Source organism: Mesorhizobium sp. P2_E10 (genome assembly GCF_056404235.1).
Genome location: NZ_JBFUEK010000001.1, coordinates 39,041 through 60,107 on the forward strand (window position 1 = coordinate 39,041; position 21,067 = coordinate 60,107).

Sequence of the window (21,067 nt, forward strand, 5' to 3'; positions counted from 1 at the left end):
CTGCCCTCACTTGCTCTCGCCGGAGGCGTCATGCGCATAGTCGTGCTGGGTGGCGGCGTCGTTGGTGTCACCACCGCCTATCAGCTGCAGAAGGACGGCCACGAAGTCGCGCTCATCGAGCGCCAGGCACAAGTCGCCGCCGAGACCAGCTGGGGTAATGCCGGCATGATCGCGCCGGGCCATTCCTTCGTCTGGTCGTCGCCCAGGGCGCCGATGATCCTGCTGAAATCGCTTCTGCAGAAGGATCAGGCGCTGCGCTTCAAATTCTCGGCCGACCCGCGGCTCTATTCCTGGTCATGGCTGTTTCTGATGGAGTGCACGGCCGCCAAGGCGCGCCGCAACACGTTGCTCAAGCACCGCCTCGCCGCCTATTCGCAAACCGTCCTGCGCGACGTGATCGCCGACGAAGACATCGACTACGACCGCAACGACCGCGGCATCGTCTATTTCCACCGCAGCCAGCAGGCGCTCGACAAGGGCGTCGAGCACATGAAGCTGCTCGAATCCGACGGACAGGAGATCAAAGTGCTCGACCGCGACGACGTCGTCGCGCTCGATCCTTCGCTCGCGTCGGCCAGGGACAAGATCGCCGGCGGCATTTATTGCCCGACCGACGAGACCGGCGACCCCGCCAAATTCACCCGGGCGCTCGCCGCCAAGGTTGTTGCGCGCGGCGGCGCCATTCACACGGCAACGACGATCACCGGCATCGAGACATCGGGCGATGGCGTCACCCAGGTGCTCACCGACAAGGGCGCCTTTAGGGGTGACGCCTATGTGCTGGCGCTCGGCAGCCACAGCCCGACCCTTGCCGGCAAGATCGGCATCAACCTGCCGATCTATCCGATCAAGGGCTATTCGCTGACCATTCCCGTCGGCAACCGCCCGGCCCCGCCGACCATCGCTTCCGTCGACGAGCACAATCTGGTCGCCATCTCGCGCTTCGGCGACCGCATCCGTGTCACCGCGACGGCCGAGTTCGCCGGCTACGACACCAGCCACAAGCCGGCCGATTTCGCCTTCATGAAAGGCGTGACGCAGGAGCTCTACCCCGAAGGCGCCGACTATGACCGCGCCGAGATGTGGGCGGGGCTGCGGCCCATGACGCCGAACAATTTGCCCGCCTTCGGCCGCCGCCGCATGCGCAACCTCTACCTCAACACCGGGCACGGCCATATCGGCTGGACCATGTCGCACGGCTCGGCCCGCATCACCGCCGACCTGATCGCCGGCAAGGCCCCGGCCATTTCCATGGATGGTCTTTTGAACTGAGAGCATGATCCCAAAAAGTGGGAACCGGTTTTTGGACAAGGTCATGCTCAAACTAGAAAGAAAAGGAAACGCTATGTCTCCTAACGCTGCTGCTAGACGTCCCGCTTCCGGACCGATCGATCTTGGTGTGTTGCCATCGGACCTCGATGGCGGCCTGGCGTCACGCGCGGCGATTGGCCTTGCCGTGCTGGCCACCGACCAGACGCTGGAGCATGAATTCCGCGCTCTCATACGCATTCCCGGGGTCGCCTTTTACGAAGCCCGCGTCTTCAACGACCACGACATCACCCCAGACACTTTGCGCGCGATCGGCCCGAGGATCGCGCCATGCGTCGACCTCATCCTGCCCGGCATCCCGCTCGACGTCGTCGGCTTCGGCTGCACCTCGGCGACGATGACGCTCGGCGAGGAGGCGGTGTTCGCCGAAATCAGGAAGGCGCGGCCCGGCATCGCCTGCACCACGCCGGTCACCGCGGCCCTTGCCGCTTTCCGGGCGCTCGGCGTCAAGGGCATCGGCCTGCTGACGCCCTATTCGCCCCGCATCAATGAAGGCCTCGTTGCCTATTTCACCGGCCGTGGCCTCGACATAGCCGCCGTCGCCACCTTCGACCGGCAGGACGATCGCGAAGCCGCCCGTATCTCGGTCGCCTCGATCGAGGCCGCCGCCGAGCGCATGGCGGCGACGCCGGGTGTCGATGCGATCTTCATCTCCTGCACCAGCTTGCGCATCGCCGAAGCGGTGGCCGGACTGGAAAAACGCATCGGCATTCCCGCCACCTCCAGCAACCACGCCATGGCCTGGCACTGCCTGCGGCTGGCGGGGGTCAATGATGTCGTGGCCGCTGGTGGGAGGTTGTTCGCATTGCCCGCCTGACCGCGGGGTTGCGAGGGTTTCAAAATCGCCGGGTTAACAAACTCGGAAGGGGTTGTTTAACCGTTCGCCGCTATGTCACGCCCTGGGGGGCATGACAGAGTGAGTACAATGGACGACAGCCCCGAAAAGCGCAGCGAATGGCGCGCCATTTTTTATGTGCAAGCCCGCGTCGCCATCCTGTTTGTGCCGGTGGTTGCCAGCCTGCTGCTCATAGCGGCCCTTGCCGGCAATGAACGCAATCCCGACGCCCTTGACCGGACCGTCACCGGCTCCGTGCGATAAACGGCCGGCTTCCAACGCTACCTCAATAAAATCTTGGGATCGGGCCGTTCTGCTGCGTGACCCGCTCGCCGAGGTCGAGAAAGATCTCGTCGATGTAGCACCAGCCCCAGCCTTCCGGCGGATCGTAGCCTTCGATGACCGGATGGCTTGTGGCGTGAAAATGTTTGGTGGCGTGGCGGTTGGGCGAGTCGTCGCAGCAGCCGACATGGCCGCAGGTGCGGCAGAGCCGCAGATGCACCCACCATGACCCACTTTTCAGGCATTCCTCGCAGCCGAGTGCGCTCGGCGTCACATCCTTGATGTCATGCGCATGTCTGCATTCATCCGCCATCAGTTTCTCCTGGCCAGTTCGGGCGCCACGGCCTGGCTGCCGTTTTGCGCGAGATATGCGTGCAATGCCGCCACCACCTGGGCGCCTTCGCCGACGGCGGCAGCGACCCGTTTGACCGAGCCGGAGCGGACGTCGCCGATGGCAAACACGCCGCTTCGGCTGGTCTCCATCAGGCCCGACCCTATGTCCGATCCGGTGCGCACGAAACCCTTGGCGTCCAGCGCCACGTTGCAGTGCGCCAGCCAGTCCGTGTTCGGGTCGGCGCCGATGAACAGGAAGAGATGGCGGATCGGCCGCGTCGTTTCCGCGCCGCTGGCGCGGTTGCGCCACCGGATGCTGCCGAGATTGCCCTCGTCGCCTTCCAGCGCCTCGATCTCGGTCTCGGTCAGAACCTCGATGTTGGGCTGGGCCCGGATGCGCTCGACCAGATAGCGCGACATCGTGGCGTCCAGACTGCCGCCACGCGCCAAAAGCGCCACCTTCCTGACATGGCTGGCCAGATAGACCGCCGCCTGCCCCGCCGAATTGCCGGCGCCGACCAGCGCCACTTCCTGGCCGCCGCACAGCCGCGCCTCGATCGGCGACGCCCAATAGTGAACGCTCGTTCCCTCGAACTGCGCCAGGTTGGCGATATCGAGACGGCGATAGCGCGCCCCGCTGGCGATCACCACCGTGCGCGCGCGCACGCTCTCGCCGTCGCCGACATCGAGCCTGTAGCGGGCGCCGGACGGGTCGGCGGCACTGCTCAGCAGCTTGGCCTCGTCGGGTATCACCATTTCGACGCCGAATTTCTGCGCCTGGTTGTAGGCGCGCGCCATCAGCGCCATTCCCGAAATGCCGGTGGGGAAGCCGAGATAGTTCTCGATGCGCGAGGAGGCGCCCGCCTGTCCGCCGAAGGCGCGGCAGTCGAGCACGATCGTCGACAGCCCCTCGGACGCCGCATAGACCGCCGCCGCCAGCCCCGCCGGTCCGGCGCCGACAATGGCCACGTCGTAGAGTTTGCTGGCATCGATCGGCCGCAGCAGGCCGATGCAGCGGGCGAGTTCATTCTCGCCGGGATTGTGCAGCAGCTTTCCGTTCGGACACAGCACGATTGGCAGATGATGAGGGTCGACCTGAAACCGCTCGATCAGCGTCGTCGCGCACGGATCCGTGTCGGAATCGAGTGCGCGGTGCGGCTGGCCGCTGCGCGCCAGAAAGCCTTGCAGGCGCAGCGTGTCGCCATTGCCGGCGGGTCCGATGATGATCGGCCCGCTGCTGCCGCTTTCCAGCAGCCCGACGCGGCGCAGGATCAGCGCTCGCATGATGCGCTCGCCGAGATTTGCCTCCTGCACCATCAGGTCGCGCAGTCGCTGCGGCGCGATGACGAACGCTTCGACTGGCTCGATCGCCTCTGCATCGACCAGCGAGGGGCGGCCAGAAAGCTGCGCCAGCTCGCCGAGGAAATTGCCCGGGCCGTGGGTGACGATCGTCTCGCGCTGGCCGAACTGGCCGCCCTGGGTAATATCCGCCTTGCCCGACAGGATGACGATCAGTCCGGGCGCCACATCGCCGGCTTTGACGATTGCCTCGCCAGCGGCATAGGCGCTGGCCTCGCCGAAACGCCGCATGCGCTCGACGTCTGCCTCAGCCAGGATGGGGAACATCTGGTCGCGACGGGTGACGGTCGGATTGGTGGGTTGAGCCATGGCCCAAATCGTACCGAAGCTGTCGTCGGGTTTGAAGTGGTTTGTTCAGCGCCTAGCCGGGAGGAGAGGTAATAGCATTTGGATTCTTGCGAAGGAGCCCCCACCCTAAAAGGCTTCTCCTTCAGGACCCTCGATGAGGGATAGTCCTGCTATTTCAGGGCTGGCAGAGATTGCGTTGGCGCAGCAAAGCTGTTGCTTGCTACCTGAAGCAGGCACGATCTGTCTTCTAGCTTACGATTTTTCCGGACGAAACCCAGCATGGCCCAGTTCAATTTGGCTTTCTACTGCTATCCCAAGAAGGAAGCGATCGACGATTTCCGCAAGGTCGGCGCCTTGATCTCGGCGCGCGCGCCGGAGATCAAGGTCAGTGTTCTGTCGACCGCTTGCGTGCTGACGCCGTTGCCCACCGCGGCATTGGCGATGCGGCCAACCCTTTCCATCGAAATGGACAGGCTGAAATGGCTGCGGCCGTTGCGCGGAACGCGGCTCGTCCATCAGCATATGGGCAAGATCAGGGAGTTTGCCGTTCTCGAGGCAGCGGGACTGCCGGTTCCGAAATGGGTGGAGATCGTGCCCGGGACAAAACTCGATCCGGCGGTTTGGGGGCCGTATGTGGTGGTAAAGCCGTCGCACGGCGCGCGCGGCGCGTTCGTGCGCATCACCAAGACCGGCCGCGTCCGCTACACCGACCCAGTGGAGTATCCCGAGGAGCATGCGGGACGACGCTCGCCGATGCTTGCCCAGCGCTATGTCCATACCGGGCGCTGGCCAAAGGCCTACCGCGTCCTCACCTATCTCGGCAGGCCGCTGATGTCCCTCCAGTACGAGGGCAGGAAGGATTTCACCCCGCTGGAGAGTCCCGACGGGTTCCGGCATGGCCAGGGGGAATCGATCATAGCCTCGGCCAAGGGTTGCACCGTCGCCCTTGCCGCGGACCAGGACGTGCTCGACCTTGCTGTCCAGGCTCATGCCGTCTTCCCGACCATTCCCTCGCTCGGCGTCGACATCCTGCGCGACGAAGCGACCGGTAATCTCCAACTGATCGAAATCAATCCATCCGGCAACAGCTGGATGCTGTGCGGAACGACCGGGCGCGAGATGCAACAGCAGTTCGGGCTCAATTTCTACGAGCAGTTCGGCGCGCTCGATATCATAGCGGAAGCTTCGATCGAGGCCGCGCGCAGGCTGGCCGTCTGATCTCCCGCGCAGATCAGGGGCGAGCCCGATCGATAACGCGGCCGACAGTGCAAGCCACGATCTCCGCCCAAGACTATCCTGTCACGCCAAACGCCTGGGCTGCAGCGGAGGATCCCGCGGAATCTCCCAAGGCAGATCCAGGGGATAAGCCATCCGTCACATCCTTGTAGAGCGCTATTGGATGCGGGTGCCCCACCAGATATCCCTGAATCTCCGGACATCCTTCCTTCATCAGGAAAACACGCTCGTCTTCGGTTTCAACGCCCTCTGCGATGACAGGCAGGGCCAGCGCCGAGCCCAGGCTGAGTATCGTGCGCACGATGGCGGCCGACTGGACATTCGAACTGACACCCGAAACAAAACTGCGATCGATCTTGATCTTGTCGAATGGAAACGCCTGTAGCGAGGACAGTGAGGCATATCCGGTGCCAAAATCATCCATGGCGATCCTGACGCCCAACGCCTTCAGTCGCCGCAAAACCGACAATGCGGTTGCCCGATCGCGGATGAGAACCCCTTCCGTGATTTCCAGTTCAAGGCGTCCGGGCGTAAGGCCGGTCTCGTAGAGGATCGAATGAACGCGACCCACCAGGTCCCCGAAACGGAATTGCACCGGGGAAAGATTGACGGCGATCTGCAGGGGTGTGGCCCAGGAGGCGGCGTCTTTGCATGCCTGCCTTAGCGTCCATTCCCCTATTTCAACGATTGTGCCATCCTGTTCGGCAAGGGGTACGAACGCGGTCGGCGAGACGAGCCCGTGTTTTGGATGGTGCCAACGGGCAAGTGCCTCAAAACCAAAGATTTCGCCGTCTATCCGGGCTTGCGGCTGATAGTGGAGCACAAGCTCGCCACGCGCGACCGCCGATCGCAAATCTTGCTGCAGGGCGTAGCGTTCTCTTAGTCGCCGATCCATTTCCGGATCGAAGAATTGCAGCATTCGGCGACCATCCGCCTTGGCTCTGTAGAGGGCGGCGTCGGCATTTGCCATGAGCGATGCGACATTGTCTCCGTCCCTCGGATAGATCGCCGCGCCGATGCTCAGCCCGATTGAAATGTGCTGGCCCCGGATTTCGAATTCGCCTGCCGCCGCTTCGAACAGACGATCGGCGACTTCCCTTGCCCCCGCGGGTCGTTCATCCAGCGCCAGGACAAGAGTGAATTCGTCGCCGCCCATGCGGGCGATAAAGGCCTCCGGCGCCGCGGATTGAAGGCGCCGGGCGATGGTGCATAGGAGATCGTCGCCGGCCGCGTGCCCAAAAACGTCGTTGGTCTCTTTGAAATGATCAAGGTCAATGCTGAACACGGCAAAGCTGGCGTGCGTTGCTCTCGCCCGCTCAATCGTGGTGGCCAGGTGCCCTGCAAGCGCAGTTCGGTTCGCCAGACCGGTAAGCGGATCGTGGTGCGCGAGATGCGCGATTTCCTCGTGCCGTGCCATGAGTTCGGTGCGCGCCAGGTTCATATTCTCGCGCGCGTCGTCCAGGCCGTGGGCGGCTTCCCTCACCTTGTCCTGCAGTTGGTTGAAGCTTTCGGCCATCTCTCCGAGTTCGTCGCGAGAGTTTACAGTCACCGGCATGATGTTCACGGAGGCGTGCGCTGCAGCAAGGTCTCCACGCCCCAGGGCAGCCATGGCGAGAGAGAAGTCCTTCAGCGTTCCGGATGTCAAACGCTTCGCTGCGTTGCTCACCTCGGTTGCCGAATGGGTGATCATTCCCGGCAAAACCAGACCGACGCTGATGGTCAGCAACGCGACAACGACAAAAATGTCCTCCAGCGCGGCGATCAGGGGAGCGTCGATGTTGGGAACGCTGCCGATCGCCAGGAAATAGCCGGCACCGTCAAGCACGAGCACAAAAAGCATGGCCCCGGTAAGCTTCAGGTGAAGCGTATGCGGCAGCAAGGATAGACCCAGTGCGTGGCGATCCTCCATGGCGCGCCAGGCGTAAAGCGCAGCACCCGAATAGGCCAACGCCAGACCGAACAGGACGGTCGGAAGGCCAAACTGCTGGAAGCCCAGTATAGCGGTCAACAACCATACTGCCGCCGCGCCCACGCCAAGGACGATCGTTCCTCTGGGAGCCCGGAAGGGTCGCGCGGCATCGGGATGGTCACGGCGCAAGAGCCAGACTGCGATGTTGGGCATGCAGATGCTGATCAGGTAGGTAAAATTGGCTGCGGCAATCATCCAGAGCGGATAGCCGCACAGCATGAAACCGATTGCCGCGGCAGCGGTGAGCAGCGTTGCCGCCCATGGGCAATCCGTTGTCGAGATGCGGCTGGCCAGGAATCTCGGCAGCAGGCCGTCTTCGCTCAGCTGCGCGAGGGTCCGCGCGGCGCCTGCCAATGGCTGCAACGTTCCATGGAACATGTTGAACATGATGAACCAGATGGCGGCCGCCTTGCCGAAACTGCCCAACAGGGGCGCAAACGTAGGCCCGAGAGCCATGGCGAGGTCCGTGCCGAGCGGCTCAGGTCCAAGCACACCCAGCCAGACGACCGGCAGGACAAGGAAATAGATGCCGGCCATTGCCGCGCTGGCCCACATCGCCCGGGGAATGTTGCGGTTGGGATCGACGGTCTCGCCAACATGGCAGGCTGCAGCCTCGAATGCCGGCGCGGCAAATCCGATCAGGTACAGCCCAGCCATCACCGACGTGATATCGCCGAACAGGCCGGCAAACGGGCTGGTCAGCGCAAAATCCGTCGCCTTGCGCCAGTCGACTTCGCCACTGATGACCGGGACAAGGGACGAGAGAAACGCCAGTATTGCGGAGGCCGTGGCGACCGGTATCGCCAGTCGGACCACCCACTTGATTCCGCACAAATTGACTGCCGCGAAGAATGCGACGAGCCCGCAGGCGACCGCCTCCACGGGAAGGCCCGGCAAGTACCATTGCTGGATTGCAGACGCTGAAAGAACCGCGGTCAGTCCGCAGGTCGGAACCCAGCCCCACCAATAGCAAGTGCCCGTCAAGGCCGAGAGGACGGGACTGTAAGGCCTGAAAGCTTCCGCGCACGCCGCAGAGATACCGCCGACGCGGTTTGGCCACATGAGAACCAGTTCGGTCCACGCCGGCGCGGCAGCCCAGCCAAGCAGCAGGCCAATGAAGAGCAGCGGAACCGCGGCGCTTCCCTGGCCGGGAATGTTCCCCTGGCCGACGAAAAGGGCGGTGATCAGAAACAGGCTTTGATTGCTGCCCCCCATGGCGAGCGCTGTCGTGCCCACCCATCCCAGGGTTCTCGGGTGCGGTCGAGAAGGCGTGACGTCGCGCATTCTGAGACATCCATTCCGATGCGGAGCGCTGTCTGACTGGCCAATGTAAACTATGCAGATCTGTTTAAGGCAGCGCTCTCGAAGTCAAAGACGAACCTAGGTGAGACATCTTAAGACTTCGTACCAAGGCCGATTCGAACAATCATCCGTGTCGACGAGCTGGTGCACGATTCGACCAAATGCGTGTCGGCCCGATGCTCTGACCTCATTCGCATCGGGAAGTCTCGGCCATTTGATCTACTGGCGTCGACGCAGAGCAAAGTGAATAGTCGAGAATACAAGCACCGATGGCCGATTAGCGATATTGTGTTGCGCTATCCGAAACCGGCGGATGAACACGGTTGTAGATCGCCAATATACGGTCACCGTTCTTTGACTTTGTGCCCCGCCATTCCCGGGCAAGCTCGAAGCCTTCCCGTCGCATGATGCCGGAGAAGGCATCGAGCGCAAGGGGCACGGTTCGGGCGATCAACGTCTCCTTGCATCTTCTGGCAAGATCGACCGCCACCTGGAGGCAACAAAAAAGCCCGGCGAACCGGGCTTTTTTCTCAGGCGTCTGAACCATATCGAATGGCTCGAAACGGGAATTTGGTGCCCAGAAGAGGACTCGAACCTCCACTCCTTGCGGAACACGGACCTGAACCGTGCGCGTCTACCAATTCCGCCATCTGGGCTGGTGCGGGCTCATGTAAGCGGGCAAGCGATGAGTGTCAACGCGCTTTTTTGAGGCCACGGTCGGCAAGCCGGCTCAGCCCTCCAGCACTTCCTTCGAAGCCACGGTGGAATCGGCGTTGAGCTTGTAGACCACCGGCACGCCGGTGCCGAGTTCCAGCTTGACGATCTCCTCGCCGGATTTGCCGTCCAGCGCCATGATCAGCGCCCGCAGCGAATTGCCGTGCGCCGCCACCAGCACAGTGCCGCCGCGCAGCACATGCGACTGCATGTCGTGCAGATAATAGGGCCAGACGCGGGCGCCGGTGTCCTTCAGGCTCTCGCCGCCGGGCGGCGGCACGTCGTAGGAGCGGCGCCAGACATGCACCTGTTCCTCGCCCCATTTCTTGCGCGCGTCGTCCTTGTTGAGGCCGGAGAGGTCGCCATAGTCGCGCTCGTTCAGCGCCTGGTCGCGAATGGTCTTCAGATCGCTCTGGCCGACCGCGTCGAGGATGTGCTGGCAGGTCTTTTGAGCCCGGATCAGCGCCGAGGTGAAGGCGATGTCGAATTTCAGGCCACGCGCCTTCAGCTTCTGGCCGGCGGCCTTGGCTTCGGCATGGCCCAGTTCGGTCAGGTCGACGTCACGCCAGCCGGTGAACAGGTTCTTCAGGTTCCATTCGCTCTGGCCATGGCGCACGAGCACGAGAGTTCCCGACATGTTTGCTCCTTCAAGTTTATGGAAATCTCAGGCGAGCCCGAGCACGTCCCGCATCGAATACAGTCCCGGCTTCTTGCCGCGTGCCCAGAGTGCCGCCTTGACCGCGCCGCGGGCAAAGATTGCCCGGTCTTCGGCATGGTGGGCAAGCGTGATGCGCTCGCCGGTGCCGGCCAGAATCACTGAATGGTCGCCGACCACCGAGCCGCCGCGCAGCGCGGCGAAGCCGATCGAGCCGGTCTTGCGCACGCCGGTATGGCCGTCGCGCACCCGCACGTCGTTGCCGGCAAGGGGAATGCCGCGCCCCGCGGCGGCGGCATCTCCGAGCAGCAGTGCTGTCCCCGACGGCGCATCGACCTTGTGGCGGTGATGCATTTCCAGGATCTCGATGTCGAAATCGTCGGCGTCGAGCGCCTTCGCGGCCTGCTCCACCAGCACCGCCAGAAGATTGACGCCGAGGCTCATATTGCCGGATTTGACGATCGTCGCGTGGCGCGCCGCCGCTGCGATTTTTTCATTGTCGTCGGCCGAGCAGCCGGTGGTGCCGATGATATGGGCAATGCGCGCCTGCGCGGCATAGCCGGCGAATTCGACGGTGGCAGCCGGCATGGTGAAATCGAGCACGCCGTCGGCCTTGGCGAACACCGGCAGCGGATCGTCCGATATCGCCACATTGATAATGCCGATGCCGGCGAGTTCGCCCGCATCCCGTCCGAGATAGGGCGACCCTGTGCGCTCGACCGCGCCGACGACGCGCGCGCCGGGAATCGTATGGATGGCGCGGATCAGCGTCTGGCCCATGCGGCCGGCCGCCCCCACCACCACCAGGCCCATATCGCCTGCCGGCTTCCCGGCTGCGGACGTCTCGCTCATCTCGTGCTCCCGGCCTGCGTCTCGAAATCCTCAACCGCACCTTGGGTCGTCGCGCTGTCGTCGACAAGTCCCAGGCCATCGATGCCCTGTATGCGATGGAACCGGGCATAGACGCTGTACGGATCGGCCATCAGCGAGGCATGCGTACCCTCCTCGACCAGCCGGCCGTCCTCGAGCACGATGATGTGGTCGGCATTGACCACGGTCGACAGACGGTGCGCGATCACGATGGTGGTGCGCCCTTCCATGACCTGAGTCAGTGCCTGCTGGACGCGGGCTTCGGCTTCGTTGTCGAGCGCCGAGGTCGCTTCGTCGAGCAGCAGGATCGGTGCATTGCGCACGATGGCGCGAGCGATCGAGACGCGCTGGCGCTGGCCGCCCGACAGCGTCACGCCGTTTTCGCCGACGGGCGTGTCATAGCCTTGCGGCTGCTGGCGGATGAACTCGTCGGCGGCGGCCTGTTGCGCGGCCTGTTCGATTTCGGCGTCGCTGGCGGAGAGCCGGCCGTAGCGGATGTTGTCGCGGATCGTGCCTTCGAAAAGATAGGGCGCCTGCGAGACATAGGCGATCGATTGGCGCAGCGAGCGCTTCGTCACCTTGGCAAGGTCCCAGCCATCGACCTCGATCCTGCCCTTGTCGACGTCGTAGAAGCGCTGCAAGAGCGCCACCAGCGTCGACTTGCCGGCGCCCGAAGCGCCGACGACCGCCGTCACCTTGCCGGCGACGGCGGTGAAGCTCAGATCCCTCAGAACCGGCATATCGGAGCTGTAGCCGAACGTCACATTGTTGAAGCGCACCTCGCCGGTGGTGATCCGCGCTTCGACGGCATCTGGCGCGTCGCTCTGTTTCGGTTCGAGATCGAGCAGCTCGTAGATCATGCGCGCATTGACCAGCGCGCGCTCCATCGTGACCTGCATGCGCGCCAGGCGCCGTGCCGGATCATAGGCCAGGATCAGCGCGGTGATGAACGAAAACACCGCGCCCGGCGGCTGGCCGAGGACCAGTGCCCGATAGCCGGAATAACCGATGACAGCGGTGACCGCGAGACCTGCAAGCATCTCGGAAATCGGCGACAGCCGCTCCGAGACGCGCGCAATCTTGTTGCTGCGCTGCTCCGCCGTGTCGGCCATGACGCCGATGCGCCGTGCCAGCTCATCCTCCATGGTGAAGGCCTTGACGATGGCGATGCCTTGCGTGGCCTCCTGGACAGACCCGCTCAGCCGCGAGTTGATCAGCACGGATTCCCGGTTGATCTTGCGGACCCTGCGGGTGATGTAGACGACGGCCCAGATCAGCGGCGGCCCGATCAGCAGCGAACTCAGCGACAACACCGGATCCTGGTAAACCATGAGGCCGACGAGGCCGACCAGCGTAACCGCGTCGCGGGTGATCGAAATCAACGTCAACGACAACAGGTCGCGGATGCCGCCGATATTTTCGTCCAGTTGCGCCGCCAACCGGCCGGAACGCGTGTCGTTGAAGAAGTCGACGCCGAGCTTCATCAGATGATCGAAGGTGCGTTTCTGGTAGCGGGCGACCAGATTGTTGCCGATAGTGGCCAGCCCCACCGCCTGAGCATAGCCGGCGAAGCCACGCACGATGAAGGCACCCATGAAGCCGGCACAGATCCAGAGCACCGAGTCGGCGCGCCGCTCGTAGAAGATCTCGTTGACCATCGGGGCCATCACCCAGGCCGTGAAGGCGGTCGCGCCCGAAACCAGCAGCGAGCAGACGATGACGACCGCATAGGTCCAGCGATGGTCACGGCCGTTTTCAGCGATGATACGGCGCAGCACCGCCGTGACCTCGCCGGGCCGAGCTTTCGCCGTGTTTGGGCTTTGAAGTGTCAAATCTGCAGCGCTTCGTCGGTTTCCGCATGGTAGAGCGGGCTGGAATTCGGCCCCCCTCTTAGCGCCCCGGTCGTGGCTTGCCTATGGCGAAACTTCGTCGCGGCCCGCAGCACGGTTCCAAAAAGGCCGGAAGCGGTTTTTGGAAAACATGATGCTCGCGACGGGAGCGTCTAGGCGCGCCAGCGCCGTCCCGCGGTCTGCACGCCGAACAGCGACGGGTTTCTGGCGTAGGCGGCAAGCCCCAGAAGCGCCGCCAGCGGGTGGGTGATGACGTAGACCGGCATGGAGCGCATCAGCTCGCTGTGCGGCGCCTTGTCCTCGAAAGCGGCGCGGAAATTGCCGGCTTTCAGGGCCGGCACGATCTTTTGCGCGATGCCGCCGGTGAGGAAGACGCCGCCGCGGCTCATGAACACCAGCGCCAGGTCGCCTGCGGTGCGCCCGAGGCAAGTGACGAACATCGACAGCGCTTCTTCGGCGATCCGGTCGGTTTTCGCCAGTGCGGCAGCGGTGATCTCGGCCGGCGTCGTGAAAGGCGCCGGCTTGCCGTCGGCCTTGGCCACCGCCCGGTAGACGTTGACCAGGCCGCGTCCGCACAGGATCTGCTCGCCGGAAATGCGGCCCTCGAGCTTCTCTATATGTGGGAACACCTGGAAATCGCGGGCTGAGCGCGGTCCGATGTCCATATGGCCGCCCTCGCCTGGCACCGGTATCCAGTGATTGAGGGCATGGATCAATCCGGCGACGCCGAGCCCGGTTCCTGGACCGAGCACCACGCGCCCGGCATTGGATTCCGGCGTGCCGCCGCCGATCTTTTCCATATGCTCTTCGCCGAGCGCGACGACGGCAAGCGCCTGCGCCTCGAAATCGTTGAGCACGACGATGTCGCTCAGGCCGAGATTGGCAAACATCTGCTTCGGCTTGACGATCCACGGGCAGTTGGTGAGCTGGATCTCGTCGCCGTCGACCGGCCCGGCAACCGCCAGCACCGCCGAATTCGGCCGCACCGACGAGCGGTCGAGCACCGCCGCCTGGATCGCCTCGTCGATGGTGTTGAAGTTGGCCGTCTGCACGATCTGCGGCTCGCTTGGTTCGGAATTCGCGTCGAGCACGATCGAAAAGCGCGCATTGGTGCCACCGATATCGCCGATCAGGATCGGAAACCGCAGCACAGTATCGTCGTCACTCACGCTAGGCATGCCCTTGTCCGTCCCCGTTCCGGCGGCGTTGCACCGTTCTTCGTTGACTAGCGCATGAGTTTGGAAAGGGAAAGAATGGATTTCGCCAGGGACCGCTGACAGGTCAGTTTCCCGGCCGCGGGCGCGGCAGCGGAATGTGGATCTCGGGGGTCGCCGCAAAAGCATTGGCCGAAGCCGGCAGAACTGTTCCTGAGCTTTCGGCTGGCGGAGCCGGCTCTGCATCTGCAAGAGCAGGTGCGGCCGCGATCGGCACGTCGCCGCCATGATAGGTGGCAGCTTCCGCCGAGGCCGGCGCCGGCGCGTCGAGCACCGCCTGGCACTGCTTGGGCAGGTTCGCCATCGTCATGATGTCGCGCGCCTTGGGCGCATCCGGGTTCTTGTTGGGCCGCCACGGCTCCTCGGTGAACCACCAGGCCAGCGACTTGTCGCAGCCGTCGCCGGGCGTGGTGGCTTCCTGCGCCTTGCAGTTGGGCGAGCCCGGCTGGCAGCCGATGCGCATGTGAAAATGATAGTCGTGGCCCCAGAACGGCCTGATCTTTTGCAGCCAGCTGCGATCGCCTTTGACGGTGTCGCAGAGCTTTTTCTTGATCCCCGGATTGACCAGGATGCGCTCGACCTCCGGATAGCTCGCCGCGCGCTTCAGCAGCCGCATATGTGCCGGCGTCCACAGCGCGTCCTTCACCAGATGCGTCTTTTCGTCGACCAGCAAGGTGGCGCTCATCGATTCGCGCTTGTCGGTCGAAAGCTTTTGCGCCGGCATCGGTGTCAGCCAGATGTCGGCGTCGAGCCCGATCTGGTGCGAGGCATGGCCGGTCATCATCGGGCCGCCGCGCGGCTGCGAAATGTCGCCAATCAACAGGCCTGGCCAGCCGTCGGCCGCTGCGTCGCGCGACAGCTTTTCGACCAGCGCGATCATGACGGGATGGCCCCAGCGGCGGTTGCGCGAAGGCCGCATCACCTCCCAGTTCGGACCGTCCATGGGAATGGCGACGCCGCCGGCAAAGCAGCCCTTGGAATAGAAGCCGATCGATTGCGCCGCCACCGCCGCCGGCAATTTCTTGGCGCCGAACAGGTCTTTTGCCCGCTCTTCGGCCGCCGCCGGCTGCGCGGCGAGCCCGGCCATTGTGAGCAGGCCGAGTGCCGCCGCTAGCATTGACGTTTTGCCGAGCCGCATCGCTGTCTTCATGAAACCGGACCCCACCGCAATCCCAATGCTCGAATCATAGCACGACACACACGACGCTTCGATCGTCAGCGCTTCATCGGGCTGCGCGCTTCGCCGTCGCGCCAGTCGCCGCTTGCCCACATATGATCGAAGGCGGTGCGGTAGTCCGGAAAGCGAAAGCGATAGCCCGCCGCCTTGATCGCCGTATTGGCGACCCGCTTGTTCTCGCCATAGAAGGACCGCGCCATGGGCGAAAGTTGGGCGGTCTCGAACGGAATTTCCGGCGGTGGTGCGACACCCATCAACGAAGCGGCATAGGTGACGACATCCTGCGGCGGCGCCGGCTCGTCATCGGTGACGTTGAAGATGCCACCTCTATTGCTCTCCGCCAGATGCCAGAGCGCGCCGGCAATGTCGTCGCAATGGATGCGGTTGAACACCTGGCCGGGCTTGACCAGCCGCCGCGCGGTGCCGTTGTCCAGATTGACCAGCGCATTGCGGCCTGGTCCGTAAATGCCGGACAGCCGCAAGATCGCCACCGGCCGGCCGATATCCTGGCCGAGTTTCAACCAATCCTGTTCTGCCGCGACCCGCATCACCGACCGTTTCGACACCGGCCGGCATGCGGCGCTTTCGTCCACCCAGCCACCGCCATGATCGCCATAGACGCCGACGGTGGACAAATAACCGATCCATGCGAGGGCCGGCATATCAGCCGCGATCCTTGCGCGCGCGGCAGTCAGCACCGGGTCACCGGCCTCTTCCGGCGCCACCGAGATGATCAGATGCGTCGTTGTCTTCAGCGCGTCGCTGATCTCCGGTGTCAGCGCTCCATCGAAAAGCAGAGGCTCGATGCCGGTCTGCCGCAGCGCCGCGAATTTTTCAGTCGAGCGCGTCGTGCCGAAAATCTTGTTGTCATTGGCGTTGCCTCGGGCAAAAGCCTTGCCTGAATAGCCGGCGCCGAAAATGAGGATCTGCTTTTCGCTCATACATGCGTCTCGATTGGAGGGGGCAACGCCAGAAGCCATTCGTTTCGCACGGCTTCTTCGCTTTCTGTTTTCATCGCAGCGGCGGCACGGTCGGCAAATTCGCTCTCAGGCACAAGTCGCGCCAGCGCCCATACCGCAGCACCCCGCACCAGCGGCGAGGCATCGCCGAGCAGCGCTCGCACGGAGTCGACAAGCGAAAAATCGCCGGAATTGCCGGCGGCGATCAGCACATTGCGGACAAAGCGGTCGCGGCCGATGCGTTTTATCGGTGAACCCGAGAAGAAAGACCGGAACGCCGCGTCGTCGAGGCTAAGCAGCTCGCCGAGCGGCGGTTCGCGCAAATCCGCGCGTGCGGCAAGCTTGGCCTCGGAAGCCGTTTTGGCAAACTTGTTCCACGGGCAGGCGGCAAGGCAGTCGTCGCAGCCATAGATGCGGTTGCCGATCTTTTCGCGGAATTCGTGCGGGATCGGCCCCTTGTTCTCGATGGTGAGATAGGAAATGCAGCGCCGCGCATCGAGCCGGTAGGGTGCCGGAAAGGCGTCGGTCGGGCAGGCATCGAGACAGGCGCGGCAGGAGCCGCAATGGTCGATCTCCGCCCGGTCGGGCTCGAGTTCGGCCGTGGTAAAAATTGTGCCGAGGAACAGCCAGGAGCCATGCTCGCGGCTGACCAGATTGGTGTGCTTGCCTTGCCAGCCGAGCCCGGCGGCTTCGGCCAGCGGCTTTTCCATCACCGGGGCGGTGTCGACGAACACTTTCACGTCGCCGCCGGCGCGCGCCACGATCTTGCCGGCGATTTCCTTCAGCCGGCCTTTCATCACCTCGTGATAGTCGCGGTTCTGCGCATAGACGGAGATGGCGCCGCGGTCGCGCCTGGCTTGCAGCGCGCGCGGGTCATGGTCCGGACCATAATTCATGGCCAGCACCACAATGGACCGAACCTCAGGCCAAAGTACCGTCGGTTCGCCCCGGCGCTCAAGCGTCTCGGCGATCCAGGCCATCGAGCCATGAAAACCGTCGGCGACGAATTCGGCGAGCCGGGCCGGCGCCAGCGGAATCGCGTCGGGCGTGGTGACGGCAACCGCATCGAAACCGGCGCGCCGCGCTTCACGGTCGATCAGCGCGCGCAGGGTTTCGCTCTTAGAAGTCGAGGTCCGCATAATGCGACACCGGTGACAGGCCGCGCACCCGGTCGGACAGAAGCGGCCGGAACGACGGTCGCGATTTCACCCGCGTGTACCATTCGCGCGCCGCGGTGTGTTCGCGCCAGTCGATCTCGCCGAGATAATCCAGCACCGACAGCGTTGCAGCCGCCGCGAGGTCGGCATAGGTCACCCTTGAGCCGGCCAGCCAGTGGCGGGTGCCGGCCAGCCAGTTGGTATATTTCATATGCTGGCGGATGTTGGCGCGGGCCGCGCGGATCGCCGCCGAATCGGGCGAGCCGCCGCCCGCCGTTTCCGGCATGACCGGCTTCAGCACGCGTTCGCGCACCAGATGCCTTGTCACTTCGCCTTCGGCCTTGGTGAGATACCAGTCGGTCAGACGGCGGATTTCGGCGCGCTCCATCGGGTCTTCCGCAAACAGCCTTTTGTCGCGCTTCAACACGCCGCGCGTCTCGTCGAGATATTCGGCAATCACCATGGCGCCGACGATCGGCACGTCGCCTTCGGCCAACAGGATCGGCAAGGTTCCGGCCGGGTTCAGCGCCAAAAATTCCTTGCGCCGCGTCCACGGCTTTTCTTCGATCAGCGCCAGTTCCTCGCCATACTCGCCGAAGGCGAGGCGAACGAAGCGGCAGGTGGCGAACATCGGGTGGTGGAAAAGCGTCAGCATGGTCCCGCGATAATAAGGCGCACTGGCGAATCGCCGGCGGCGCCGGTAAGTCTTGGCCGCCCGGATTCCGGGCCGTCAGGGTGTTGCGACCTATAGGGGGACTTCCGCGCCATGACAAGCAAGCCCTTTCGCAAGCCGTTTTCTCAAGCGCTCACGTCAATGCCGAGGTTGCCATGGAAAGCCAGACCATCGTCGAAGCCCTGTTGCTCGGCCTGCTGGAGGGGCTGACCGAGTTCATTCCGGTCTCCTCGACCGGTCATATCCTGCTCGCCGGCCATTTTCTCGGCTTCCACTCGACTGGCAAGGCTTTTGAGATCCTGATCCAGCTCGGCGCCATCCTGGCCATCCTCAGCGTCTATTTCCGCCGCCTGTGGCAGATGCTGATCGACCTGCCGCATGACCGGCTGACGCGGCATTTCGTCATCGGCATCCTCATCGCCTTCCTGCCGGCGGCACTCATCGGCGCGCTGGCGCATGATTTCATCAAGACGGTGCTGTTCGAATCGCCGAGGCTGATCTGCATCATGCTGATCATCGGCGGCGTCATCCTGCTGGCGGTCGATCGCATGAACCTCAAGCCGGTCTACCGCGACGTCGAGCGCTTTCCGACGCGGCTCTATCTGCAGATCGGCCTGTTCCAGTGCCTGTCGCTGATCCCCGGGACGTCGCGTTCCGGCTCGACCATCGTCGGCGCGCTGCTTCTCGGCGTCGACAAGCGTGCGGCGGCGGAGTTCTCCTTCTTCCTCGCCATCCCGACCATGGTCGGCGCCTTCGCCTTCGACCTGTTCAAGAACCGCAATGTGCTCAGCACCGCTGACCTGCCGATCATCGCCATCGGTTTCGTCGCCGCCTTCATCGCCGCATTGATCGTCGTCCGCTTCCTGCTCGACTACGTCTCGCGCAACGGCTACTCGCTGTTCGGCTGGTGGCGGCTGGTGGTGGGGATTGTCGGGCTGGTGGCGCTGTTCATCTGGGGGTGAGGAGTGTTCCGCGGCCTCCGCGACTTCGTCATCCACGGGCGGAGCAAGGAGCGTAGCGACGCGGCGCAGACCCGAGGATCCATGCCGTGACCTCGATCGAGGAGCACCGCGGTCGAGAATAAACATTGCCAAGCCGTGGTTCTTCATCCTCCACATTCTGCACCGCAGAAGCGCTTAGACGTCGGGGCGCAGACCCTAGGGTTTCCGCGACGTCGCTCCGCTCCTGCTTCGCCCTAGGATGACGAAGGAAGGGTGCCGACCTCAGCTAATCCCTCCCATAAAACACATTCTCGACATGCACCGGCCAGCGCCAGGGCAGCACCGCCACCATGTCGAAACGCATCGACAGTTTTCCATAATCCCGCTGCCGCATCAGCCAGAGATCGGCCGCACCTTCGATGCGGCGCTCCGATTCGTGGGCGATGGCCTCCATCGCTTCGATCAGTGTGCGGCGCGCCTTGACTTCGACGAACAGCACCAGATTGCCGCGTCGCGCGATCAGGTCGATTTCGCCGAGCTTGGTGCGATAGCGGCGGGCCAATATCCGATAGCCTTTCAGCATCAAAGCCGCTGCCGCCAGCCACTCGCCGCGATGGCCGCGCCGATAGGCCTTTTGGCGGCTGGCGGCCTGGCGCTCAGCCACCGTCGCCTTCTCCAACGGTATCCTTAAGTTCAAGCAGCCGCCGGTAGAGCGCCTGTTTCTGACCGCCGGTCATTTTGGCGGCTTCCGCCGCGGCCTTGGAGGCCGGCATTTCGGCAGCGAGCGACAGCAGCAGCCGGTCGATATCGGCCGGTTGGTCTGCCTTGGCCTCGGCGGGACCGACGCAGATGACGATCTCGCCCTTCGGCGTGTCGGCGGCCGCATAATGGTCGGCCAGCACTTGCAATGTGCCGGTGCGCATTTCCTCAAAGGTCTTGGTCAGCTCGCGGCCGATCGCGGCTTTCCGCTCGCCGCCCAGCACGTCCACCATGGCGACCAGCGTCTCGGCCAGCCGGCGCGGCGATTCGAAGAAGATCAGCGTCGCCGGCACTGCCTTGAACGTCTCCAGCTTGGTCAGCCGCTGTCCGGTTTTGACGGGCAAAAAACCGGCAAACAGGAAGGCGTCGGACGGCAGGCCGGACGCGGTCAGTGCGGCAAGCGGTGCCGACGGGCCGGGGATCGGCACCACGCGAATGCCGTGGTCGATGGCTTCGCCGACCAGCCGGTAGCCGGGATCGGAGATCAGCGGCGTGCCGGCGTCGGAGATCAACGCCACGCTCTGCCCGGCCTGCAGGGCCGCGATCAGTTTTGGCCCGGCCTCGCCGGCATTGTGCTCGTGATAGGCTGACGTGCGGCGGCGAATGCCATAGCGGTCGAGCAGCACGCGCGAAACCCGGGTGTCCTCGCAGGCGACGACGTCGGCGGCGGCGAGCGTTTCCAGCGCGCGCAGCGTGATGTCGGAGAGATTGCCGATCGGCGTCGCCACCAGATAGAGCGCCGGCTGCAGCGGCCGGACCGATATCTCGGTCTGCCCGATCACATAGCTGCGTTTTGCCGTATCACCGGTCACCAGTGCCCCTGATATTTCGAATGCGTTTACCCTGTTTGGCACGGAGCAGGCGCGGTTGCAAAACGTGACCGCGATGTAATGTGGCCGCCATGCCTTTGCCACAGTGGGGAACGAAACCAAGCCCGGCGAATTTACCCCCTGAGTCTCTGAGGAGGAGGACAGGATGGACAGCCTGAAGATCCAGGACGTTTTCGAGCCCTACTATGCCGGCCGCAAGCGCTTTGCCGCGCCGAAGGACAGCGTGCCGAGCGAAAAAGGCAACAGACAGTCGCAAAAGCCTGTCCCGCGCGCGCCGGCAGCGGAGATCAGGCTTTCCGACAACGAACCCGACAGCACGACGGAGCACTGACCGG

20 protein-coding genes and 1 tRNA gene are annotated in these 21,067 nt (G+C 63.9%); 6 read left to right on the top strand and 15 right to left on the bottom strand.

Features of this window, described 5'->3' with window-relative positions:
* Nucleotides 1-30 precede the first annotated feature (30 nt).
* The 3 genes from AC1D0N_RS00200 to AC1D0N_RS00210 all read left to right on the top strand — a co-directional run bounded on the left by AC1D0N_RS00200 (nt 31) and on the right by AC1D0N_RS00210 (nt 2,428).
* Nucleotides 31-1,272: a D-amino acid dehydrogenase gene (locus tag AC1D0N_RS00200; protein ID WP_477240200.1), complete on the top strand. Its 1,242-nt coding sequence runs from the start codon at nt 31-33 to the stop codon at nt 1,270-1,272.
* A gap of 73 nt (nt 1,273-1,345) precedes the next feature.
* Nucleotides 1,346-2,146 (top strand): maleate cis-trans isomerase family protein, encoded by an 801-nt coding sequence (locus AC1D0N_RS00205; RefSeq protein WP_477240202.1) that lies wholly within the window; start codon nt 1,346-1,348, stop codon nt 2,144-2,146.
* Between the two features lie 108 nt (nt 2,147-2,254).
* Nucleotides 2,255-2,428, top strand: coding sequence for a hypothetical protein (locus AC1D0N_RS00210; protein WP_477240204.1), 174 nt, complete (start codon nt 2,255-2,257; stop codon nt 2,426-2,428).
* A gap of 22 nt (nt 2,429-2,450) precedes the next feature.
* Here AC1D0N_RS00210 and AC1D0N_RS00215 read toward each other — a convergent pair whose 3' ends face one another.
* A complete protein-coding gene (locus AC1D0N_RS00215; protein WP_477240206.1) occupies nt 2,451-2,759 on the bottom strand; it encodes a UBP-type zinc finger domain-containing protein in 309 nt (102 codons plus the stop codon).
* Nucleotides 2,759-4,447: an FAD-dependent oxidoreductase gene (locus tag AC1D0N_RS00220; RefSeq protein WP_477240208.1), complete on the bottom strand. Its 1,689-nt coding sequence runs from the start codon at nt 4,445-4,447 to the stop codon at nt 2,759-2,761. The genes AC1D0N_RS00215 and AC1D0N_RS00220 overlap by 1 nt, the downstream gene beginning before the upstream one ends.
* Before the next feature lie 258 nt (nt 4,448-4,705).
* Here AC1D0N_RS00220 and AC1D0N_RS00225 point away from each other — a divergent pair, with 258 nt between their 5' ends.
* The gene (locus AC1D0N_RS00225) at nt 4,706-5,644 is read left to right on the top strand and encodes an ATP-grasp domain-containing protein (protein ID WP_477240210.1); all 939 of its coding nucleotides are present in this window, start codon (nt 4,706-4,708) and stop codon (nt 5,642-5,644) included.
* Between the two features lie 73 nt (nt 5,645-5,717).
* Here the strand turns inward: AC1D0N_RS00225 and AC1D0N_RS00230 are convergent, their stop codons facing one another.
* The 11 genes from AC1D0N_RS00230 to AC1D0N_RS00280 form a co-directional block, all read right to left on the bottom strand.
* On the bottom strand, nt 5,718-8,915 hold the full coding sequence (locus AC1D0N_RS00230) for an amino acid permease (RefSeq protein ID WP_477240212.1): 3,198 nt from the start codon (nt 8,913-8,915) through the stop codon (nt 5,718-5,720).
* Nucleotides 8,916-9,210: 295 nt separating this feature from the next.
* Nucleotides 9,211-9,480: a hypothetical protein gene (locus AC1D0N_RS00235; protein WP_477240214.1), complete on the bottom strand. Its 270-nt coding sequence runs from the start codon at nt 9,478-9,480 to the stop codon at nt 9,211-9,213.
* Nucleotides 9,481-9,504: 24 nt separating this feature from the next.
* Nucleotides 9,505-9,589: transfer RNA gene (locus AC1D0N_RS00240), tRNA-Leu, on the bottom strand.
* Nucleotides 9,590-9,663: 74 nt separating this feature from the next.
* On the bottom strand, nt 9,664-10,284 hold the full coding sequence (locus AC1D0N_RS00245; RefSeq protein ID WP_477240216.1) for a 2,3-bisphosphoglycerate-dependent phosphoglycerate mutase: 621 nt from the start codon (nt 10,282-10,284) through the stop codon (nt 9,664-9,666).
* Nucleotides 10,285-10,311: 27 nt separating this feature from the next.
* The gene (dapB, locus tag AC1D0N_RS00250) at nt 10,312-11,154 is read right to left on the bottom strand and encodes a 4-hydroxy-tetrahydrodipicolinate reductase (RefSeq protein WP_477240218.1); all 843 of its coding nucleotides are present in this window, start codon (nt 11,152-11,154) and stop codon (nt 10,312-10,314) included.
* Nucleotides 11,151-13,004 carry an ABC transporter ATP-binding protein gene (locus AC1D0N_RS00255; RefSeq protein ID WP_477240220.1) on the bottom strand — a complete coding sequence of 618 codons (1,854 nt, stop codon included), beginning with the start codon at nt 13,002-13,004 and terminating at the stop codon, nt 11,151-11,153. The genes dapB and AC1D0N_RS00255 overlap by 4 nt, the downstream gene beginning before the upstream one ends.
* Nucleotides 13,005-13,174: 170 nt before the next feature.
* The gene (locus tag AC1D0N_RS00260) at nt 13,175-14,200 is read right to left on the bottom strand and encodes a glucokinase (RefSeq protein WP_477240222.1); all 1,026 of its coding nucleotides are present in this window, start codon (nt 14,198-14,200) and stop codon (nt 13,175-13,177) included.
* A gap of 103 nt (nt 14,201-14,303) precedes the next feature.
* Complete coding sequence (gene mepA, locus AC1D0N_RS00265) at nt 14,304-15,386, bottom strand: penicillin-insensitive murein endopeptidase (protein ID WP_477240224.1); 1,083 nt, start codon at nt 15,384-15,386, stop codon at nt 14,304-14,306.
* A 65-nt stretch (nt 15,387-15,451) separates the two neighbouring features.
* Nucleotides 15,452-16,354 carry an SDR family oxidoreductase gene (locus AC1D0N_RS00270; RefSeq protein ID WP_477240226.1) on the bottom strand — a complete coding sequence of 301 codons (903 nt, stop codon included), beginning with the start codon at nt 16,352-16,354 and terminating at the stop codon, nt 15,452-15,454.
* Nucleotides 16,351-17,511 carry a tRNA epoxyqueuosine(34) reductase QueG gene (queG, locus tag AC1D0N_RS00275; protein ID WP_477240228.1) on the bottom strand — a complete coding sequence of 387 codons (1,161 nt, stop codon included), beginning with the start codon at nt 17,509-17,511 and terminating at the stop codon, nt 16,351-16,353. The genes AC1D0N_RS00270 and queG overlap by 4 nt, the downstream gene beginning before the upstream one ends.
* Nucleotides 17,492-18,184: a glutathione S-transferase family protein gene (locus AC1D0N_RS00280; RefSeq protein WP_477240230.1), complete on the bottom strand. Its 693-nt coding sequence runs from the start codon at nt 18,182-18,184 to the stop codon at nt 17,492-17,494. Before AC1D0N_RS00280 ends, queG begins: the two co-directional genes overlap by 20 nt.
* A gap of 173 nt (nt 18,185-18,357) precedes the next feature.
* On the opposite strand from AC1D0N_RS00280, the gene AC1D0N_RS00285 reads away from it, so the two are divergent.
* Nucleotides 18,358-19,164, top strand: coding sequence for an undecaprenyl-diphosphate phosphatase (locus AC1D0N_RS00285; RefSeq protein WP_477240232.1), 807 nt, complete (start codon nt 18,358-18,360; stop codon nt 19,162-19,164).
* A gap of 265 nt (nt 19,165-19,429) precedes the next feature.
* Here the strand turns inward: AC1D0N_RS00285 and AC1D0N_RS00290 are convergent, their stop codons facing one another.
* Together AC1D0N_RS00290 and rsmI are read right to left on the bottom strand one after the other, a co-directional pair.
* Nucleotides 19,430-19,807, bottom strand: coding sequence for a YraN family protein (locus tag AC1D0N_RS00290; protein WP_477240234.1), 378 nt, complete (start codon nt 19,805-19,807; stop codon nt 19,430-19,432).
* Nucleotides 19,800-20,714, bottom strand: coding sequence for a 16S rRNA (cytidine(1402)-2'-O)-methyltransferase (gene rsmI, locus AC1D0N_RS00295; RefSeq protein WP_477240236.1), 915 nt, complete (start codon nt 20,712-20,714; stop codon nt 19,800-19,802). Before rsmI ends, AC1D0N_RS00290 begins: the two co-directional genes overlap by 8 nt.
* 163 nt (nt 20,715-20,877) lie before the next feature.
* Here rsmI and AC1D0N_RS00300 point away from each other — a divergent pair, with 163 nt between their 5' ends.
* Entirely contained in the window at nt 20,878-21,063 is a 186-nt protein-coding gene (locus tag AC1D0N_RS00300; RefSeq protein ID WP_477240238.1) for a hypothetical protein, read from the top strand.
* Nucleotides 21,064-21,067 lie beyond the last annotated feature (4 nt).

What these genes read in the sequence shown, in the direction of transcription:
- AC1D0N_RS00200 (WP_477240200.1), top strand. Translation starts at nt 31, where the DNA reads ATGCGCATAGTCGTGCTGGGTGGCGGCGTCGTTGGTGTCACCACCGCC.
- AC1D0N_RS00205 (WP_477240202.1), top strand. Translation starts at nt 1,346, where the DNA reads ATGTCTCCTAACGCTGCTGCTAGACGTCCCGCTTCCGGACCGATCGAT.
- AC1D0N_RS00210 (WP_477240204.1), top strand. Translation starts at nt 2,255, where the DNA reads ATGGACGACAGCCCCGAAAAGCGCAGCGAATGGCGCGCCATTTTTTAT.
- AC1D0N_RS00215 (WP_477240206.1), bottom strand. Translation starts at nt 2,759, where the DNA reads ATGGCGGATGAATGCAGACATGCGCATGACATCAAGGATGTGACGCCG.
- AC1D0N_RS00220 (WP_477240208.1), bottom strand. Translation starts at nt 4,447, where the DNA reads ATGGCTCAACCCACCAATCCGACCGTCACCCGTCGCGACCAGATGTTC.
- AC1D0N_RS00225 (WP_477240210.1), top strand. Translation starts at nt 4,706, where the DNA reads ATGGCCCAGTTCAATTTGGCTTTCTACTGCTATCCCAAGAAGGAAGCG.
- AC1D0N_RS00230 (WP_477240212.1), bottom strand. Translation starts at nt 8,915, where the DNA reads ATGCGCGACGTCACGCCTTCTCGACCGCACCCGAGAACCCTGGGATGG.
- AC1D0N_RS00235 (WP_477240214.1), bottom strand. Translation starts at nt 9,480, where the DNA reads ATGGTTCAGACGCCTGAGAAAAAAGCCCGGTTCGCCGGGCTTTTTTGT.
- AC1D0N_RS00245 (WP_477240216.1), bottom strand. Translation starts at nt 10,284, where the DNA reads ATGTCGGGAACTCTCGTGCTCGTGCGCCATGGCCAGAGCGAATGGAAC.
- dapB (WP_477240218.1), bottom strand. Translation starts at nt 11,154, where the DNA reads ATGAGCGAGACGTCCGCAGCCGGGAAGCCGGCAGGCGATATGGGCCTG.
- AC1D0N_RS00260 (WP_477240222.1), bottom strand. Translation starts at nt 14,200, where the DNA reads ATGCCTAGCGTGAGTGACGACGATACTGTGCTGCGGTTTCCGATCCTG.
- mepA (WP_477240224.1), bottom strand. Translation starts at nt 15,386, where the DNA reads ATGAAGACAGCGATGCGGCTCGGCAAAACGTCAATGCTAGCGGCGGCA.
- AC1D0N_RS00270 (WP_477240226.1), bottom strand. Translation starts at nt 16,354, where the DNA reads ATGAGCGAAAAGCAGATCCTCATTTTCGGCGCCGGCTATTCAGGCAAG.
- queG (WP_477240228.1), bottom strand. Translation starts at nt 17,511, where the DNA reads ATGCGGACCTCGACTTCTAAGAGCGAAACCCTGCGCGCGCTGATCGAC.
- AC1D0N_RS00280 (WP_477240230.1), bottom strand. Translation starts at nt 18,184, where the DNA reads ATGCTGACGCTTTTCCACCACCCGATGTTCGCCACCTGCCGCTTCGTT.
- AC1D0N_RS00285 (WP_477240232.1), top strand. Translation starts at nt 18,358, where the DNA reads ATGGAAAGCCAGACCATCGTCGAAGCCCTGTTGCTCGGCCTGCTGGAG.
- AC1D0N_RS00300 (WP_477240238.1), top strand. Translation starts at nt 20,878, where the DNA reads ATGGACAGCCTGAAGATCCAGGACGTTTTCGAGCCCTACTATGCCGGC.